An 18,005-nucleotide genomic window follows, 5' to 3' on the forward strand; every position below is an offset into this window, starting at 1 on the left:
CCTGCTTAACCTGCCGGAATTACAGCACTATTCCTGCCGCGTTACAGATCGCCGCGCCAGTGATAGCGTAAATATTTCAGCAGTTTTAACTGACGACGCCAGCGTGATGGCTGACGTATCAGGCGATACAGCCACTCCAGCCCTAATTGCTGCCAGATGCGCGGCGCACGCGTGACGTGGCCGGTAAAGACGTCATAGGTGCCGCCGACGCCCATATACAGCGCGTGCGGCCAGTGTTCGCGGCAGTCGCGCATCAGCAGCTCCTGGCGCGGCGATCCCTGCGCCACGGTCACAATCTGCGCCCCGCTGGCGGCAATGCGCGCAAATAGCGCCTCGCGTTCGGCAGGGGCGAAGTAGCCGTTCTGGCTGCCCACAATGTTGACGTTCCACTGACGGCGTAATTTATCGCAGGTTTCCTGCAGCACCTGCTCACGCCCGCCGATTAAAAATACCGGAATACCGCTGCGGCCCGCCTGTTCCATCAGCGCTTCCCACAGATCGGCGCCGGCGATGCGGTTCACCGTTAGCTGCGGGTACTTTTTACGCAGCGAACGCACAATGCTGATGCCGTCCGGGTACTTGATCTCCGCGGCGGCGATCAGCGCGCGTAGCTGGGCATCCTCTTCCAGCGTCAGCATCTTTTCGGCGTTGATCGCCACCAGCGTGCCGCTGCGCGGCTTGCCGTCCGGCAGCAGAAAGTGAAGAAAGCTCGCCATATCAGCGAAAGCGTGTAAATCGATGCCGCGCAGGGTATAACGCGGATGATCGGTTTCCATGGTCGGTATTTCCCGTCAGGCCCGGAGGTTAAGCAGAGCGCGATAAAACTGGCTCCGCGCGCGGGCGAATCAGCCCGGCACGCGCTAACAGCCAGAAAAGTAACTTCGCCAGCCCAACACAGGCGGCGAAAATCAGGCAAAAGAACACCACGCGCGAGCCGAATGCATCCAGCCCTTCGCGCGCCAGCACGATCATATTGAACACCGCGCCAAAGCAGAAGCTTTGCAAAATGGCACCGCTGTAGCGGTTGCCGGCTTCGCGCCCCTGCTGGTAGAGAGAATCAAACCCTTTCATCAACAGCCCGACCGCTATCGCCCCAAGGGGAATAAAGCCTGCGCCGCCCATGATCAGCAGCGAACCGAGCAACGTGGGCGAAATCGCCAGCCCGGAGTGGTTATTCAGCACTTCCCAGGTGAAATAGTTGGCGCTGTTGAGCACCATCGATGGCCGATCCGGCCACAGCCAGCCCGGGATAAACACGTAGAAATCACGCCAGATCGGGGCCAGCCCCTGAAAATCGATTTTGTCGTAATTCTGCAGCAGCAGCGCAAGGTTTTCCCACGGCGAAAAGGTGTCGCGCGTCAGATAGAGAAACGTATAAAACGCTTCATCGCCTACCACGTCGAGATTGTAACGACGCAGCGCCAGCCAGAACATGCCGCCAATCGCCATCACGCCGGCCCCCACCAGCATCCACAGCGTAATCCAACCGCGCGTAATGCCGATGAACAGGAACAGCGCAAAGGCGATGATGATATTGGCGCGCGTCCCGCCCACCAGCGCATAGGTCAGCAGACCAAACGCCACCGTGATCAGCAAAAACAGCAGCCACTGGCGCTGGGTAGGATTAAGGAAATAGCGGATCAGCATCGCCGGAATGAAGAAGTAGAAAAAACGCTTGAGCGCCACGCCGGACACTTCGCTGGAGAAGATCTGGTTATAGGCCGACAGCCGGAACAGCAGCAGGCCGTTATGAATAAAGAACACCGTGACGGTTCCCACCGCCACCAGCGCCAGCAGCAGGCAGGTCAGATGGGTTTCCACCCGGTTCATCGTCAGCCAGGGTTTGCGCGGCGCCGCCTGCGCAGGCCGCAGCCGCACTTTGTAGCTGACGTAATAGATGGCGTAGAAACTGGTGGCGGCCAGCAGCGCCTGCAGCAGATAGTCTGCCGGCACCACGCTGACGTTAAAGCGGAATACCAGCACGCTGGTCAGCGGGAAGCCAAAGTAAAAGGTCAGCAAAAACAGCAGGGTAAAGAACAGGTGGAAATTAAAACGCACCCGTTTAAATTCGCGCCAGGTCAGCGTCAGAATGAAGCCCAGCGAAAACAGATACACCACCAGCAGACCACTAAACTGCAGCAGGCTCATGTTGACTCCCTTTCACTCTCCGCCAGCGCGTGGCGCCATCCCGCCAGATAGCCCGGGGCAAAAAAGGCGATAGCGGAACGATCGCACTGCGCCAGCTGACGCTGCGCCTCCGCCACGCGCGTGCGATCCAGCGCATCAGCGCTAAATAACACCGGCAGCCCCTGCTCGCTCAGGTCACGCCAGAACGGATTCTTACGGTTGACCACAAACGGAATGCCGGCCTGAATCAGCAGGCACAGCGTACCGATGCCCTGCTGACGTTCGAACATAAAATAACCGAGCTGACAGCGACTCAGCAATTGCAGATAGGCAGTGAAGTCGATTTTGTCGCGCAGCAGCGTCACCTGGCCGCGCGGAAACAGGCGCTGCGCGGCAGCATCAATCTCATCGATGTACTCATAGTTGCTGGCCGGATAACCGAGCGGGATCACCACGTTAACCTGCTCACCAAACTGGCGGCGAATCGCCTGCAATCCTTCAATGTGCCGGTTGCTGCGATCGCCCGAGTTGCCGAGCAGAATGGTAAAGCTGTCGCTGGCGGCAGGTGCGGGTATCGCGGCCTCCGGCATACGCGTTGGAAAATAGAGCAGCGAAGTGGGTACGCGCGGATGGCGCTGCTGGAAAAAGTGCAGATCGCCGCGCGTGGCAAACACCTGCGCCATGCGCCCCTGGGCGATACGCCGCAGCAGATAAAACAGGCGATACTTCAGCCCGGCGCCCTCTTCGTAGAGATCGGCGCCCCAGACGTGCCAGAACGCCTGCTGTCGACGCAGCTTGCCGCTGAGCAGCGCCAGCCACAGGCGCGGATTGAACTGGCCGTGAAAGAAGAAGCGCTGACGGCGATCGGCGGCGCGTGCGATCACCGCCTGCGCCAGCGCGCGCTTGCTGGGATACACGTCGATCTGCAGCTGAGGATAGGCCAGCAGGGTATCCGGCGCGGCCGACACCACCATAAACTGACGCGGCGCGTCGGCTGGCGATTCAACGCTCATGACGTCGTTAAAAAAGCGCAGCAGCGTGTGATTGTGATGCGGGATATCGGAGCCCAGCACGTGAAATAGCGTCATTTTTTCCGGCAATAAATCAAGAAAGCGCCACAGCAAAGGGCAAAGTAGAGCACGTAGGTCGCCATGTAAGCCTGCGCCGCGCCCGCCGTTCCGTGCAGTGGGATCAACCAGTGCGCAAAGGCGGTCAGCAGCACAAACTGGCTGATTTCCGTGAGAATATAAAAGCGCAGTGAGGCTTTGGCGATCACCAGGTATCCGAAAACATAGGCGCCTACTTTAAAGACGTCACCGCACAACTGCCAGACAAAAAGATCGCGCATGGCGCTGAACTGCGGGGAAAACAGCAGCCAGATGGCGACATCGCGCAGCAGCCAGACGCAAAAGCTGGCCGCCGCCACCGCCGGCAGCACAAAGCGCAGCGCGCGACCAATTTCGCGCGCGATGTCGGCTTTATGCTCCAGCCGCGCCAGCGTTGGCAGCAGCCAGACGCTGAACGTGGCGGTGATAAATTGCAGATACGCATCGGAGATGCTGGTGACGCCCTGCCACAGCCCGACCTGCGCCCAGCCCTGCTGCTGCGCCAGCAGATTACGCATCATCACCCAGGCTACCGGCAGGGTCACGGCCGTCATCAGCGCCATCAGGGTAAATTTGGCCAGATTACGCGCCAGCGCCGGCTGCCACTGCGGCATCAGCCAGCGCAGCGGCAGTTCCTCGCGGTGGCGTCGCAGCATCCACAGCGCCGGCCCGATCAGCAGCGCCGGCACCAGCGCCAGCCCGACCAGCGCACCGGCATAGCCACCCAGCCACCAGCACAACACATAACCCACCACACCGATCAGGCTGCCGGCGATCAGCGCCAGCGCGTTACCGCGCGCATCGCGAAAACCTTTCAGCAGCGCCAGCGTCAGGTTGGCCCAGGCAATACCCAGCTGCAAAAAAGCGACGATGCGCACCACGTTTTGCCAGGCGGCGTGGCCAAACAGCGCCCGGCTGATGGGCTCCGCCGCCAGCAGGAACAGCAGCGCCAGCAGTGTGGAAAACCCCAGCACCATTGCCGACGCGGTGCCGGTCACGGCACGCAGCTGCGCCGGCTGCTGGCGGAACTGCGCGACATAGGTGGTTACGCCGTTAAAGATACCCGCGCCGGCCAGCACGCCGAGCACGGTAATCAGCTGGCGAAAGTTACCCGCCTGGCCGACGCCCTCGGGGCCGAAGCTCACCGCCAGCAGTTTCACCACCAGCAGGCCAGCGACAATTTTTACCAGCGTGGACGAGGCGGTCCACACTGAGGCTCTGGCTAACGACATCAGGCAAAGAAGCTCAGCAGCGAACTGATTACCGTACGCTGGTTGTTGTCCGACAGGTTGTAGAACAGCGGCAGCCGCAACAGGCGCTCGCTCTCGCGCGTAGTGAACGCATCCGTACCGTGGAAGCGGCCAAAACGCGTGCCGGCCGGTGAGGAGTGCAGCGGGATATAGTGGAACACGGTGAGGATCTCCGCTTCCTTCATCCAGTTAATCAGCGCCTGGCGATCCTCGCTGTCGCGCAATTTGAGATAGAACATGTGGGCGTTGTGACGGCAACTGGCCGGCACCGCCGGTAACGCAATGCGTCCGCTGGCCGCCAGCGGCTGCAGCGCGTCGTAATAGTTTTGCCACAGGCGCAGACGCTGCTGGTTGATGCGTTCCGCCGCTTCCAGCTGTGCCCACAGATAAGCCGCCTGCAAATCCGCCATCAGGTAGCTGGAACCAATATCGCGCCAGGTATATTTATCCACCTGTCCGCGGAAGAACTGGCTGCGGTTGGTGCCTTTTTCGCGGATGATCTCCGCACGCTCGATCAGTTTCGCCTCGTTGATCAGCGTAGCGCCGCCTTCACCGCCAGCGGTGTAGTTTTTCGTCTCATGAAAGCTAAAGCAGCCGATATGGCCGATAGTGCCCAGCGCGCGCCCTTTGTACTGCGACATCACGCCCTGCGCCGCATCTTCAATCACATATAGCTGGTGCTTCGCCGCCAGCGCCATGATGGTATCCATCTCGCACGCCACGCCCGCGTAATGTACCGGCACGATGGCGCGCGTTTTCGGCGTGATTGCTGCTTCAATCTGCGTTTCGTCGATATTCAGCGTATCCGGGCGCACGTCGACAAACACAATGGTGGCACCGCGCAGCACGAAGGCGTTGGCGGTGGAGACAAAGGTGTAGCTCGGCATGATCACTTCATCGCCGGGCTGGATATCGATCAGCAGCGCGGCCATCTCCAGCGAAGCGGTGCACGAGGGCGTCAGCAGCACTTTTTTGCTGCCAAAATGCTGCTCCATCCACTGCTGACAGCGCCGGGTAAAGCCGCCGTCGCCGCACAGCTTGCCGCTGGCCATCGCCGACTGCATATAGTCAACTTCAGTGCCCACAACCGGGGGCGCGTTAAATGGGATCATCAGGCTTTCCTGTAAAACCAGTAGGCGGTGCTTTCCAGCCGGGCACCGCTGCGTAAATAGAGGCGCATCGCCGTAAGATTGCTGAGCTGGGTCGCGACCCGCAGACGCTCGAGCTGGCGCACCCGGCCCCAGTCGGCAGCTGCCAGCAGCAAACGCTGACCGACGCCGTTGCCCTGCGCCGCCGGCAGCACCGCCAGCAGACCGATACGCGCATCACCGGCGACTTCGCGCATGGAGACGAAACCCTGCAGCGCGCCCTGCTCGTCGCAGGCGATCAGACACTGGTGATCAAAAGTGCCGCGCACCGCGTTCTCAATCCACTGTGCGTAGAAGCGGCCGCTGTCTTCAGCGTCAAACCAGGGGGCACGAAAACGGCTCTGGCTAAACGCCTGGGCCGCTGCCGCGCGCAGCTGCGGGATCTGCGCTTCGCGCGCGATGCGTACGCCGGTCTGCCGTTCGGTACGTTTGATATTGATCGCCAGATCCGCTTCGCCTTCCACCAGCTGAAAACCGTGCTGGCTCAGCGCATCTATCGCCGCGCTGTCCTGCGCCGGCACCTTGACCTGCCACAGCGTGTAAGGCTGCTGCAGCGCCTCGGCCAGCGGCACATCACCATCCAGCGTCAGCCGCGCCGTGGCGCTGCGGAAGAAGTCGCTCTCCCACGCAAGGGGATCAATACTGACGCGGACGGGCATGCAGAATATCCAGCAGATACTGGCCGTAGCCGGTTTTGGTCAACGCCTGTGCCGCTGCCAGCAGCTGTTCATCGCTCAGCCAGCCGTTGCGCCAGGCAATCTCTTCGAGGCAGGCAATTTTAAAGCCCTGGCGTTTCTCCACCGTTTGCACGAACACGCTGGCCTCAATCAGGCTGTCGTGGGTGCCGGTGTCCAGCCAGGCAAAGCCACGCCCCAGCAGTTCCACCGCCAGTTCGCCCTGCTCCAGATACATTTGGTTGATGGCGGTAATTTCCAGCTCGCCGCGCGCCGAAGGCTGCACCTGCTTCGCAAACTCCACCACGCGGTTATCGTAAAAGTAGAGGCCGGTGACTGCCCAGCGCGATTTCGGCTGCTGCGGCTTCTCTTCAATCGACAGCGCGTTGAAGTCGTCATCAAAATCCACCACGCCAAAACGTTCCGGATCCATGACCTGATAGGCAAAGACCGTGGCACCGCGACTGCGCGCGGCCACCTTTTTCAGTTTCGGACTGAAGCCCTGGCCGAAGTAGAGATTGTCGCCCAGCACCAGACAACAGCTGTCGTCGCCAATGAAGGATTCACCGATGATAAAGGCCTGCGCCAGGCCATCCGGGCTCGGCTGCTCGGCATACTGCAGCTGCAGGCCAAATTCACTGCCATCCCCCAGCAGCCGCTCAAAATGGGCGCGATCGTCCGGCGTGGTAATAATAAGAATGTCGCGAATCCCCGCCAGCATCAGCACCGACAGCGGATAGTAGATCATCGGTTTGTCGTACACCGGCAGCAGCTGCTTGGATATCGCCCGGGTTATCGGGTGCAGGCGCGTGCCCGAGCCACCGGCTAAGATGATACCTTTCATCGTTGCTCCTCCTGCATGCGCGCTTAACGCGGGGTGGCTAAGCCCAGACGCTCGCCGCGATAACTGCCGTTGAGAATCGCCTGCCACCACTGCGGATTGGCCAGATACCACTGCACGGTTTTGCGGATGCCACTGTCGAATGTTTCCTGCGGCGTCCAGCCCAGTTCACGGGCGATTTTACTGGCATCAATGGCATAGCGCAGGTCGTGGCCGGGACGATCGTGGACAAAGGTGATCAGCTCCCGGTAGCTGCTCAGCCCGGCAGCGCGCTGTTGCGGTGCCAGCTCGTCCAGCAAATCACACAGCGTCTCCACCACCTCAATATTGCGCCGCTCGTTGTGGCCGCCAATGTTGTAGGTCTCGCCCACTTTGCCGCTGCTGACCACGGTGTACAGCGCGCGGGCGTGATCTTCCACATACAGCCAGTCGCGAATCTGGCTACCGTTGCCGTACACCGGCAGCGGCTTACCGGCCAGCGCATTGATAATGGTGAGGGGAATCAGTTTTTCCGGGAAATGGTAAGGCCCGTAGTTGTTGGAACAGTTGGTGACCACCACAGGCAGTCCGTAGGTGCGCAGCCACGCGCGCACCAGATGGTCGCTGCTGGCTTTGGTCGCCGAATAAGGGCTACTCGGGGCGTACGGCGTGGTTTCGGTAAAGAAATCTTCCGTGCCGTGCAGATCGCCAAACACCTCGTCAGTGGAGATGTGGTGCAGGATGAAGCCTTTCTTGCGCTCATCCGTCATGCCGTTCCAGTAATGGCGCGTCGCCTCCAGCAGTTGATAGGTGCCGACAATGTTGGTTTCGACAAAGGCGATTGGCCCGTCAATCGAGCGGTCCACGTGACTCTCTGCCGCCAGATGCATGATGCAGTCCGGCTGGTACTGCGCCAGCACGCGATCCAGCGCGGCGCGGTCGCAGATATCGACCTGCTCAAAAGCAAAGCGTGCATCCTGCTCAACCGGTGCCAGCGACGCCAGATTGCCGGCATAGCTCAGCTTATCCACCACCACCACCCGGTGGTCGGTATTGGCAATCAGGAAGCGCACCAGCGCGGAGCCAATAAAACCGGCGCCGCCGGTGACTAAAAACTGTTTCATCGCCAGACTCCTTTGGTATCCACAATCCACGGCTGCGCCACCTGTTCAGGGGTGACGGCGCGGAACTGCGCATGATCGACCAGCATCACCAGGATGTCGGCGTGTTGTAGGGCATCAGCCAGCGACACCAGCGTAGCGCGTTCGGCGAGCTGCGGCGGAATATCCGCCACATGCGGCTCGACCACCCAGGTGCGGCCGCTGTGCCAGCCCGCAATACGCTGCGCCACCGACATCGCCGGGCTTTCACGCAGGTCATCGATATTAGGTTTGAATGCCAGACCGAAGCAGGCGATGGTCACGTCCGTGGCACGCTTGCCGCTGGCCGTCAGGCACTCGGCCAGCGCCTGTTTAACCTGATCCAGCACCCAGCCCGGCTTGGCATCGTTAACCTCACGCGCGGTCCGGATCAGCCGTGCCTGCTGCGGGTTTTGCGCCACGATAAACCACGGGTCGACCGCAATGCAGTGCCCGCCAACGCCCGGTCCCGGCTGCAGGATATTGACGCGCGGATGGCGGTTCGCCAGCGCAATCAGTTCCCATACGTTGATCCCCTGTTCGGCGCAGATCAGCGACAGTTCGTTGGCAAAGGCGATGTTCACATCGCGGAAACTGTTTTCCGTCAGCTTGCACATCTCTGCGGTGCGCGCGTTGGTCTCCACGCACTCGCCGCGCAGGAAAATGCGATACAGTTCGCTGGCGCGCGCTGAACAGGCCGGCGTCATGCCGCCAATCACGCGGTCATTTTCCAGCAACTCGACCATCACTTTCCCCGGCAGCACGCGCTCCGGGCAATAAGCGATAAACACGTCAGGTTGCTCGCCGTGCTGCGGGAAGCGCAGATCCGGGCGCGCCGCCGCCAGCCATTGCGCCATCTGTTCAGTAGCGCCCACCGGCGAGGTTGATTCGAGGATCACCAGATCGCCGGCCTTCAGCACCGGCGCAATCGACAGCGCAGCCGCCTGTACGTAGCTGAGATCCGGCTGATGATCGCCGACAAACGGCGTCGGCACGGCAATCAGAAAGGCGTCGGCAGCTGCAGGCTGGGTGGTGGCGCGCAGGTTGCCGTTGTGCACCGCTGCACGTACTACGTCGCCCAGCTCAGGCTCGACGATATGAATTTCGCCGCGATTAATGGTTTCCACCGCGCGCGCATTGATATCCACGCCGATGACCTGTTTCCCGTGCGAAGCAAAAACGGCTGCCGTCGGCAGCCCAATGTAGCCCAGTCCGATAACGGAAATGGTTGAAAAACGCATAGTTAAACTCTGTGTTGTTTAAGTGCCTGCAGGATGCGCGCGCAGGCATGGCCGTCGCCATACGGATTGTGCGCGCGACTCATCGCCTGCCACGCCTCGTCGTCCTGCAATAGCAGGCTGACTTCAGCAACAATTTTATTCACGTCGGTGCCGACCAGCTTCACCGTACCGGCCGCGACCGCTTCCGGCCGCTCGGTGGTTTCGCGCATCACCAGCACCGGTTTGCCCAGCGACGGCGCCTCTTCCTGGATGCCACCGGAATCGGTAAGAATCAGCCAGGCGCGATTCATCAGCCAGACAAACGGCAGGTACTCCTGCGGCTCAATCAGAATGATGTTGTTGATACCACTCAGAATACGGTTCACCGGCTCGCTGACGTTAGGGTTGAGGTGCACCGGATAGACGATTTGCAGCTGCGGATGCTGACGCGCCAGCTGCGCCAGCGCGCTGCAGATGCGTTCAAAGCCTTCGCCAAAGCTTTCGCGCCGATGGCCGGTAACCAGAATCAGCTTTTTGTCGGCCTCAAGGAACGGGTAACGCGCCGCCAGGCGGGCATTGAGATCGGCATCATCCAGCACGCGATCGCGTACCCACAGCAACGCGTCGATCACCGTATTGCCGGTGACGAAAATGCGCGCATCAGGCAGATTTTCGCGCAGCAGGTTTTGCCGCGAATTTTCTGTCGGCGTGAAGTGATAGCTGGCGAGATGACCGGTCAGGGTGCGGTTGGCCTCCTCCGGCCACGGCGACATCAGGTTACCGGTCCGCAGACCCGCCTCAACGTGGCCCACCGGAATCTGATGGTAAAACGCGGCCAGGCTGGCGGCAAAGGTAGTAGTGGTATCGCCGTGTACCAGCACGACGTCTGGCTGGAAGTCCGCCAGCACGGTTTTCATGCCCTGCAAAATGCGGCTGGTGATCTCGGTCAGCCCCTGTTCGGGCCGCATAATATTGAGGTCATAGTCGGGCTGCAGCCGGAACAGGCGCAGTACCTGGTCAAGCATTTCACGATGCTGTGCCGTCACGCACAGGCGCGATTCGAAGGCAGCATCCTGCGCCAGTGCCTGCACCAGCGGAGCCATTTTGATCGCTTCAGGGCGCGTGCCAAATACAGTCAGAACTTTCACGCAGATTCTCTTAGTGACGGTTGGCGAATGTTGCACGCGGACGACGCACCAGCGCTACGCCGGCACCCACCAGCGCACCGATCGCGCCCCACATCACCATCATAAACAGACGACGTGGGCTATCGCGGCTGACCGGCTCTTCCGGCGTGCGCAGGTAACGGTAGGTCTGGAACGGTTTATCCAGACGCGGCCCGGCCTGCAGTGTGTTGAGCATCGCCCTGTTTTGATCATAGCTTAAATCGTAAGCAGGTCCGCTGGCTTGCAGGGTATCCAGTTGCGCCTGCAGCATCTGCTGCCCCAGCAGGAAGCGATCGCTGTCCGGCAGCGCTTCTCCGCTGACCGGCGCGCGGTTCTCTTTAATGCCCTGCTGGCTGGCCACTTTCAGCGCCTGCTCAATGCGCTGGCGGCGGCGATCAAACACCGCCTGCGCCACTTCCTGCTGACGACTGACCTGCGCCTGCAGCTGCACGCTGCGCGCCTGCCACGCACCTTTGAGCTCATCGTTGAGATGGCGCGCGGCGCGTTCGCTGGCATAGGCAATGTACTGCCGCAGCAGATTGTTGGCGTCGCCGGCAGTCTCCGCAATCAGCTTAATGTTATCCAGCGTATTGTGAGTGGCATCGGCCGGGGTGAACTGAATGTTGGTGATCAGATCGTCGAGCAGCGCGGCATCATTGTGCGCATTACCGCTTTTGCGGCTCTTATAGTAATCAGTCTGCAGCCAGAAATCGCGACGCGTATCCCACGACGCCAGCTGCATGGTGAACTCCTGATAGACCTCATCCATCACCGTCGGCGCAGGCGTATTCAGGCTGACGGTCTCGTTGCGCACATCCAGATTATTGAGGAACTGCTGCTGCACAAAGAATGCGCCCAGCATATTCACCGTCGGCCGATCGGTCACCGCCGTGGCGCTCCAGGATTGCTTCATTAACATGGAAGCCAGCCACGCCAGCAGCGCAAACAGCAGCGCCAGGCCAATAATCCAGCCTTTGCCGCGCCACAGCGTGCAGCCGAGGCCGCGTACATCCAGTTCGTTCTCCACAACGACAGAGGTCATAACAAAAGTGTCCTTATCCGGGTACTTATCTGGGTAATTATTTTTTCTCTTCGCCGCTGCTTTGCCAGCGACGTTTGATACGACGGATTTTGCGCGCGACGCGCCATGCATGTTTCAGGCAATAACCGTAAAGGAGGAAAGCAGCGAGGAACAGCGCCAGCATGACCCACTCGGGAATAAATGCCAGATATTCGCCCAGCACGCCAATCCCGGCCAGCAGCGCGGCGGCCACGGTAATCAATAAAAATGCCTGCCGGGAGGTAAAACCGGCCCGCATGATCAGGTGATGGATATGCTGACGATCGGCCGAGAACGGGCTCATGCCCTTGCGCAGGCGACGATACATGATCGCCACCATGTCCATCAGCGGAATAGCAATCAGCCACAGGGCGGTGACTGGCGTGATGGGATGGCTGAGGCCCTGCGTCGTTTCCAGCAGAATCCAGATGATAGTGAAGCCGATCATGGTACTGCCGGCATCACCCATAAACACTTTATAACGGCGGCCTAAAAAGCCGAGATTAAGCAGAATGTAGGGAATGGTGGCGGCGATCATCGCGAAGCACCACATCGCCAGGCTGGTCTGTCCGTCAAAATAGAGGATGATGCCCATCGCGGCGAAGGTGACGCAGGATAAGCCACCCAGCAGACCATCAATACCGTCCACCATATTGAAAGCATTGATCGCTGCCCATACCGCGAACAGCGTCAGCACATAGCCGAAAGGCCCGACGATCAGCTCGACCGGACCTATGATAAACCCCAGGCTCAGTAAATAGAGTTTTGCCCCGACCATCATCACGATGGCGATCGCCGCCTGAACCACGGCACGGATTTTGACGCTGATATCAAAGCGGTCATCGAGCGCGCCGACCAGCACCAGTACCCCGGCGCAGAAAAGGTACAGTACGGCGTGCGGCAGATAATAATTTGAGATGGCAAAGGCGAAGCAAATCCCCGCATACACGGAGATACCGCCGACTAACGGAATGGCGCCATGGTGTCGTTTTCTGGAATTCGGCGTGTCCACAAGCCCAATTTTTTTAGCCGCTTTACGAGCAAAAAACAGGAACGCTAAAGAAAAAAGAAAAACTAAACCAAGCTCAGTACTCATAGTGAGTAAATTCACGTTAACGCTCTCAGCTAAAATCATGGACAACAATAAGCAATTTTCCCGCCATTGCTGTATATCCCTGGTCTGAATTCTGTCGCAGCGCGTGCGTTTGCTGAAAAAACCGCCGCTTTGCTGCCTCAGTCAATATGTCTGCTTCCTGACAGGCATAATCCTAATGCCCACAAATGAAAAACGCCACGTTAAGACGTGGCGTTAGTCATAAATCCTGGCATTTTGTGCCGTTAGCCGGCTGGCTCAGGCCGTTACCGGCGGCAACAGATTACGAGCGTTTCATCATATCGAAGAATTCGTCGTTGGTTTTGGTCATTGCCAGTTTATTGATGAGGAACTCCATTGCATCAATTTCACCCATCGGATGGATGATTTTGCGCAGGATCCACATCTTCTGCAGCTCTTCCTGAGAGGTGAGCAGCTCTTCTTTACGCGTACCGGAACGGTTGTAATCGATAGCCGGGAACACGCGCTTCTCAGCGATTTTACGTGACAGGTGCAGTTCCATGTTACCTGTACCTTTAAACTCTTCGTAAATCACTTCGTCCATCTTCGAACCGGTATCAACCAGCGCGGTGGCGATGATGGTCAGGCTGCCGCCCTCTTCCACGTTACGTGCCGCACCGAAGAAACGCTTCGGACGATGCAGGGCGTTGGCGTCAACACCACCGGTCAGGACTTTACCCGACGCCGGCACTACGGTGTTGTAGGCGCGCGCCAGACGGGTGATGGAGTCCAGCAGGATGATAACGTCTTTTTTGTGCTCGACCAGGCGCTTAGCCTTCTCGATCACCATCTCTGCAACCTGCACGTGACGCGAGGCCGGTTCGTCAAAGGTAGACGCGATAACTTCGCCTTTCACCAGACGCTGCATTTCGGTTACTTCTTCCGGACGCTCGTCAATCAGCAGCACCATCAGCACGCAGTCAGGATAGTTGTACGCGATGCTCTGCGCGATGTTCTGCAGCAGCATGGTTTTACCGGCTTTCGGCGGTGCGACGATCAGACCACGCTGACCACGACCGATTGGCGATGCCAGATCCAGCACGCGCGCCGTCAGGTCTTCGGTCGAACCGTTACCACGCTCCATGCGCAGACGGTTGTTCGCGTGCAGCGGCGTCAGGTTTTCAAACAGAATCTTGCTACGGGCGTTTTCTGGCTTGTCGTAGTTAACTTCGTTAACTTTCAGCAGCGCAAAATAGCGTTCACCTTCTTTCGGTGGGCGGATTTTGCCAGAAATGGTGTCACCAGTGCGGAGGTTGAAGCGGCGGATTTGGCTGGGAGAAACGTAGATATCATCGGGACCGGCGAGGTAGGAGCTGTCTCCGGAGCGGAGGAAACCAAATCCATCCTGCAGTATCTCCAGCACACCATCACCGAAGATGTCTTCGCCGCTCTTCGCGTGTTGTTTCAGGATGGCGAAAATAATGTCCTGTTTGCGCATACGCGCCAGGTTTTCCAGCCCCATATTTTCGCCGAGAGTAATCAGCTCAGAAACCGGCGTATTCTTTAATTCGGTAAGATTCATAGTGATGGGTTCTTAAACTCGGGGTAATTCTCGAAATGTTTGTCGTGAATGGTATGGCAAAAATTCCATGCCTGTTAATGGCTCTTTTTCAACGCTGCTCGACGGTTATCGTCAGATGTGGCGATAGGAAGCGAGGAGACGGTCGAAAGGTGATGCCGAATGTGCTAGCCGTCAGATTGCCAAACCACGAAAACGTTCAATGCGAGCTGGGTCTGACAAGGGAAAACTTTAGATGCAAACTACAAGGTAAGTGCGTAATGCAGTGAGGTCAACTTAACACGCCTGAAGGGAGACGTCCAGCAGTGGCGAAAAAATTCACCACTGCCGAACAAACACCGCGCCGGGCTTAGGCCAGGTTAGCGTTCAGGAACTCTTTCAGCTGACCTTTAGACAGCGCACCCACTTTGGTCGCCGCCACTTCGCCGTTCTTGAACAGCAGCAGGGTCGGGATACCGCGAATACCGTATTTTGGCGCAGTACCTGGGTTTTCATCAATGTTCAGCTTGGCGATGGTAAGCTTACCGTCGTACTCTTCTGCGACTTCGTCGAGAATCGGGGCGATCATTTTGCAAGGACCACACCATTCAGCCCAGAAATCTACCAGCGTCACACCGTCGGCTTTCAGCACGTCAGTGTCGAAACTGTCATCGGTCAGGTGAACGATTTTATCGCTGCTCATGTTTAACTCCAAAGATTATGCCTGGCGAATTGGCGTAAAATATACCAACGTAGGTTGACTTTATTTCATCGGATACGCTTTCGTAAAGCGATAGTAAGCTGATATTCTACCACACTATGAGCAAAACACACTTAACAGAACAGAAGTTTTCCGACTTCGCCCTGCACCCACAGGTAGTGGAAGCCCTTGATAAGAAAGGCTTTCATAACTGCACGCCGATTCAGGCGCTCGCGTTGCCTTTTGCGCTTTCAGGGCGTGATGTCGCGGGTCAGGCGCAAACCGGTACCGGCAAAACGATGGCGTTCCTGACGTCAACGTTTCATTATCTTCTTTCTCATCCTGCTGCTGAAGGCCGCCAGGTTAATCAGCCACGCGCGTTGATCATGGCACCGACGCGTGAGCTTGCGGTGCAGATTCATGCCGATGCCGAGCCGCTGGCGCAGGCCACCGGTCTGAAGCTGGGCCTCGCCTATGGCGGCGATGGCTATGACAAGCAGCTGAAAGTGCTGGCAGACGGCGTCGATATTCTGGTGGGCACCACCGGACGCCTGATTGACTACGCCAAACAAAATCACATCAACCTCGGCGCCATTCAGGTCGTGGTACTGGATGAAGCGGATCGCATGTTCGATCTCGGCTTCATTAAAGACATTCGCTGGCTGTTCCGCCGCATGCCGCCGGCCACCCAGCGCCTGAGTATGCTGTTCTCGGCCACGCTTTCTTATCGCGTACGTGAACTGGCGTTCGAGCACATGAACAACGCCGAATATGTTGAAGTTGAGCCCGAGCAGAAAACCGGCCACCGTATTAAAGAAGAGCTGTTCTACCCTTCGAACGAAGAGAAGATGCGTCTGCTGCAGACCCTGCTGGAAGAAGAGTGGCCGGATCGCGCCATCGTCTTCGCCAACACCAAGCACCGCTGTGAAGATATCTGGGGCCACCTGGCTGCCGATGGTCACCGCGTAGGCCTGCTGACCGGCGACGTGGCGCAGAAAAAACGCCTGCGCATTCTGGACGACTTCACCAAAGGTGATGTGGATATCCTCGTTGCCACCGACGTCGCCGCGCGCGGCCTGCACATCCCGGCAGTTACGCACGTCTTCAACTACGACCTGCCGGACGATCGCGAAGATTACGTGCACCGCATTGGCCGTACCGGTCGTGCTGGCGCCAGCGGTCACTCCATCAGCCTGGCCTGTGAAGAGTACGCGCTCAACCTGCCGGCGATTGAAGAGTACATCGGTCACGGTATTCCGGTGAGCAAGTACAACAGCGACGCCCTGCTGAGCGACCTGCCGCCACCGAAACGCCTGCAGCGTAACCGCTCGGGCAACGGTCCACGTCGCGGTGGCAACAACAGCAACCGTCGCGGCGGTGCCCCGCGCAACAACAACCGTAAACGTTCGGGTTAAGCACACATGCTAAGCGCATCGTCACTTTATGCTGCGATTGATTTAGGTTCTAACAGCTTTCATATGTTGGTGGTGCGCGAAGTGTCCGGCAGTATTCAGACCGTCGCGCGAATTAAACGCAAGGTGCGTCTGGCGGCAGGTCTTGATGCGGCCAACCATCTCTCGGCTGAGGCGATGCAGCGCGGCTGGCAGTGCCTGCGTCTGTTCTCCGAGCAGTTGCAGGACATTCCCCCGGAACAAATCCGCGTGGTGGCAACCGCCACGCTGCGCATTGCCAGTAACGCGCAGGATTTCCTGACTCAGGCGGAACAGATTCTCGGCTGCGCGGTGAACGTCATCAGCGGTGAGGAAGAAGCGCGCCTGATCTATCAGGGTGTTGCGCACACCACCGGCGGCTCTGACCAGCGGCTGGTGGTCGATATCGGCGGCGGCAGCACCGAGCTGGTGACCGGCGAAGGTGCGCACGCCACGACGCTGTTTAGCCTGTCGATGGGCTGTGTGACCTGGCTGGAGCGCTTCTTCAGCGATCGTCATCTCGCCAAAGAGAACTTTGCCCAGGCCGAACAGGCCGCACGTGAAATGATCCGTCCGATTGCGCCGGCACTGCGAGAGAAAGGCTGGCAGATTTGCGTGGGCGCGTCCGGCACCGTCCAGGCACTGCAGGAGATCATGGTGGCGCAGGGCATGGATGAGCGCATCACCCTGAGCAAACTGCAGCAGCTCAAGCAGCGTGCCATTCAGTGCGGCAAGCTGGAGGAGCTGGAGATTGAAGGGCTGACGCTGGAGCGCGCGCTGGTGTTTCCCAGCGGCCTGTCGATTCTGATCGCCATTTTCCACGAGCTGAGCATTGAGAGCATGACGCTGGCCGGCGGCGCACTGCGCGAAGGGCTGGTGTACGGCATGCTGCATCTGCCGATTGACCGCGATATTCGCAGCCGCACGCTGCAGAACGTTCAGCGTCGTTTCGCCATTGATGTTGAGCAGGCGGGCCGCGTGCGCCAGCTGGCAGAGAGCTTTTTCCGTCAGGTGAGCAGCAGCTGGAAGCTGGATCAGCGATGTCGCGATTTACTCCTCAGCGCCTGTTCAATCCACGAAATTGGCCTGAGCGTCGATTTCCGCCAGGCACCGCAGCACGCCGCGTATCTGATTCGCCATCTCGATCTTCCTGGTTTCACCCCCGCACAGAAAAAAATGCTGGCCTGCCTGCTGCAGAACCAGAGCGGCAGCATTGATCTGGCGCTGCTGACGCAGCAAAACGCCGTGCCGCCGCGCATGGCAGAGCGGCTGAGCCGTCTGCTGCGGCTGGCAATCATCTTCTCCAGCCGGCGGCGCGACGACACGCTGCCGGCGGTGCGTCTGCAGGCGGATGATGATGCGCTGCATCTGACGCTGCCGGCAGGCTGGCTGGCTGCGCATCCGCTGCGCGCCGAGCTGCTGGAGCAGGAGAGCCATTACCAGTCGTATGTGCACTGGCTGCTGACGATTTCCTGATCGAACCTGCTGCTGCATTGAAAAACGCCCGGCAACTGCGCTTTTACGCGAGTGAACTTTGCTTTGCCGGGCGCTTT

General features: G+C 59.0%; 16 protein-coding genes. 2 read left to right on the forward strand and 14 right to left on the reverse strand.

Annotation, left to right across the window (positions count from 1 at the left end; translation table 11 throughout):
• Positions 1-41: 41 nt before the first annotated feature.
• The 14 genes from wecG to trxA all read right to left on the reverse strand — a co-directional run bounded on the left by wecG (position 42) and on the right by trxA (position 15,025).
• Entirely contained in the window at positions 42-776 is a 735-nt protein-coding gene (gene wecG / locus AC6I8F_RS18530) for a lipopolysaccharide N-acetylmannosaminouronosyltransferase (protein WP_021506979.1), read from the reverse strand.
• A gap of 28 nt (positions 777-804) precedes the next feature.
• Positions 805-2,148, reverse strand: a complete 1,344-nt coding sequence (wzyE, locus tag AC6I8F_RS18535; protein WP_498028336.1) for an ECA oligosaccharide polymerase — start codon at positions 2,146-2,148, stop codon at positions 805-807.
• Positions 2,145-3,215: a TDP-N-acetylfucosamine:lipid II N-acetylfucosaminyltransferase gene (gene wecF / locus AC6I8F_RS18540; protein ID WP_058775511.1), complete on the reverse strand. Its 1,071-nt coding sequence runs from the start codon at positions 3,213-3,215 to the stop codon at positions 2,145-2,147. Before wecF ends, wzyE begins: the two co-directional genes overlap by 4 nt.
• Complete coding sequence (gene wzxE, locus AC6I8F_RS18545) at positions 3,212-4,465, reverse strand: lipid III flippase WzxE (protein ID WP_498028337.1); 1,254 nt, start codon at positions 4,463-4,465, stop codon at positions 3,212-3,214. Before wzxE ends, wecF begins: the two co-directional genes overlap by 4 nt.
• Positions 4,465-5,595 carry a dTDP-4-amino-4,6-dideoxygalactose transaminase gene (gene rffA / locus AC6I8F_RS18550; protein WP_021506983.1) on the reverse strand — a complete coding sequence of 377 codons (1,131 nt, stop codon included), beginning with the start codon at positions 5,593-5,595 and terminating at the stop codon, positions 4,465-4,467. Before rffA ends, wzxE begins: the two co-directional genes overlap by 1 nt.
• Positions 5,595-6,290 (reverse strand): dTDP-4-amino-4,6-dideoxy-D-galactose acyltransferase, encoded by a 696-nt coding sequence (rffC, locus tag AC6I8F_RS18555; RefSeq protein ID WP_498028338.1) that lies wholly within the window; start codon positions 6,288-6,290, stop codon positions 5,595-5,597. Before rffC ends, rffA begins: the two co-directional genes overlap by 1 nt.
• On the reverse strand, positions 6,268-7,149 hold the full coding sequence (gene rfbA, locus AC6I8F_RS18560) for a glucose-1-phosphate thymidylyltransferase RfbA (RefSeq protein WP_498028339.1): 882 nt from the start codon (positions 7,147-7,149) through the stop codon (positions 6,268-6,270). Before rfbA ends, rffC begins: the two co-directional genes overlap by 23 nt.
• Positions 7,150-7,172: 23 nt before the next feature.
• On the reverse strand, positions 7,173-8,249 hold the full coding sequence (rffG, locus tag AC6I8F_RS18565) for a dTDP-glucose 4,6-dehydratase (protein ID WP_021506986.1): 1,077 nt from the start codon (positions 8,247-8,249) through the stop codon (positions 7,173-7,175).
• Positions 8,246-9,505, reverse strand: a complete 1,260-nt coding sequence (gene wecC, locus AC6I8F_RS18570) for a UDP-N-acetyl-D-mannosamine dehydrogenase (protein WP_498028340.1) — start codon at positions 9,503-9,505, stop codon at positions 8,246-8,248. The genes rffG and wecC overlap by 4 nt, the downstream gene beginning before the upstream one ends.
• Before the next feature lie 2 nt (positions 9,506-9,507).
• A complete protein-coding gene (gene wecB, locus AC6I8F_RS18575; RefSeq protein ID WP_166712334.1) occupies positions 9,508-10,632 on the reverse strand; it encodes a non-hydrolyzing UDP-N-acetylglucosamine 2-epimerase in 1,125 nt (374 codons plus the stop codon).
• A 10-nt stretch (positions 10,633-10,642) separates the two neighbouring features.
• Complete coding sequence (gene wzzE, locus AC6I8F_RS18580) at positions 10,643-11,692, reverse strand: ECA polysaccharide chain length modulation protein (protein ID WP_021506989.1); 1,050 nt, start codon at positions 11,690-11,692, stop codon at positions 10,643-10,645.
• Positions 11,693-11,729: 37 nt separating this feature from the next.
• The gene (gene wecA / locus AC6I8F_RS18585; protein ID WP_021506990.1) at positions 11,730-12,806 is read right to left on the reverse strand and encodes a UDP-N-acetylglucosamine--undecaprenyl-phosphate N-acetylglucosaminephosphotransferase; all 1,077 of its coding nucleotides are present in this window, start codon (positions 12,804-12,806) and stop codon (positions 11,730-11,732) included.
• Between the two features lie 280 nt (positions 12,807-13,086).
• Positions 13,087-14,346, reverse strand: a complete 1,260-nt coding sequence (gene rho / locus AC6I8F_RS18590; RefSeq protein WP_021506991.1) for a transcription termination factor Rho — start codon at positions 14,344-14,346, stop codon at positions 13,087-13,089.
• A gap of 346 nt (positions 14,347-14,692) precedes the next feature.
• Entirely contained in the window at positions 14,693-15,025 is a 333-nt protein-coding gene (gene trxA / locus AC6I8F_RS18595; protein ID WP_021313352.1) for a thioredoxin TrxA, read from the reverse strand.
• A 116-nt stretch (positions 15,026-15,141) separates the two neighbouring features.
• Between trxA and rhlB the strand changes: the two genes are divergently transcribed.
• Positions 15,142-16,437: an ATP-dependent RNA helicase RhlB gene (gene rhlB, locus AC6I8F_RS18600; RefSeq protein WP_031279615.1), complete on the forward strand. Its 1,296-nt coding sequence runs from the start codon at positions 15,142-15,144 to the stop codon at positions 16,435-16,437.
• A 6-nt stretch (positions 16,438-16,443) separates the two neighbouring features.
• On the forward strand, positions 16,444-17,928 hold the full coding sequence (ppx, locus tag AC6I8F_RS18605) for an exopolyphosphatase (protein ID WP_031279616.1): 1,485 nt from the start codon (positions 16,444-16,446) through the stop codon (positions 17,926-17,928).
• Positions 17,929-18,005: the final 77 nt, after the last annotated feature.

The organism is gamma proteobacterium symbiont of Axiagastus rosmarus (genome assembly GCF_059730925.1).

Bases quoted from the DNA above. Each gene is read 5' to 3' on its own strand.
- wecF (WP_058775511.1), bottom strand. From the start codon at position 3,215: ATGACGCTATTTCACGTGCTGGGCTCCGATATCCCGCATCACAATCAC.
- wecC (WP_498028340.1), bottom strand. From the start codon at position 9,505: ATGCGTTTTTCAACCATTTCCGTTATCGGACTGGGCTACATTGGGCTG.
- wzxE (WP_498028337.1), bottom strand. From the start codon at position 4,465: ATGTCGTTAGCCAGAGCCTCAGTGTGGACCGCCTCGTCCACGCTGGTA.
- rffA (WP_021506983.1), bottom strand. From the start codon at position 5,595: ATGATCCCATTTAACGCGCCCCCGGTTGTGGGCACTGAAGTTGACTAT.
- rho (WP_021506991.1), bottom strand. From the start codon at position 14,346: ATGAATCTTACCGAATTAAAGAATACGCCGGTTTCTGAGCTGATTACT.
- trxA (WP_021313352.1), bottom strand. From the start codon at position 15,025: ATGAGCAGCGATAAAATCGTTCACCTGACCGATGACAGTTTCGACACT.
- rffG (WP_021506986.1), bottom strand. From the start codon at position 8,249: ATGAAACAGTTTTTAGTCACCGGCGGCGCCGGTTTTATTGGCTCCGCG.
- wecG (WP_021506979.1), bottom strand. From the start codon at position 776: ATGGAAACCGATCATCCGCGTTATACCCTGCGCGGCATCGATTTACAC.
- rfbA (WP_498028339.1), bottom strand. From the start codon at position 7,149: ATGAAAGGTATCATCTTAGCCGGTGGCTCGGGCACGCGCCTGCACCCG.
- rffC (WP_498028338.1), bottom strand. From the start codon at position 6,290: ATGCCCGTCCGCGTCAGTATTGATCCCCTTGCGTGGGAGAGCGACTTC.
- wzyE (WP_498028336.1), bottom strand. From the start codon at position 2,148: ATGAGCCTGCTGCAGTTTAGTGGTCTGCTGGTGGTGTATCTGTTTTCG.
- wzzE (WP_021506989.1), bottom strand. From the start codon at position 11,692: ATGACCTCTGTCGTTGTGGAGAACGAACTGGATGTACGCGGCCTCGGC.
- wecA (WP_021506990.1), bottom strand. From the start codon at position 12,806: ATGAGTACTGAGCTTGGTTTAGTTTTTCTTTTTTCTTTAGCGTTCCTG.
- rhlB (WP_031279615.1), top strand. From the start codon at position 15,142: ATGAGCAAAACACACTTAACAGAACAGAAGTTTTCCGACTTCGCCCTG.
- ppx (WP_031279616.1), top strand. From the start codon at position 16,444: ATGCTAAGCGCATCGTCACTTTATGCTGCGATTGATTTAGGTTCTAAC.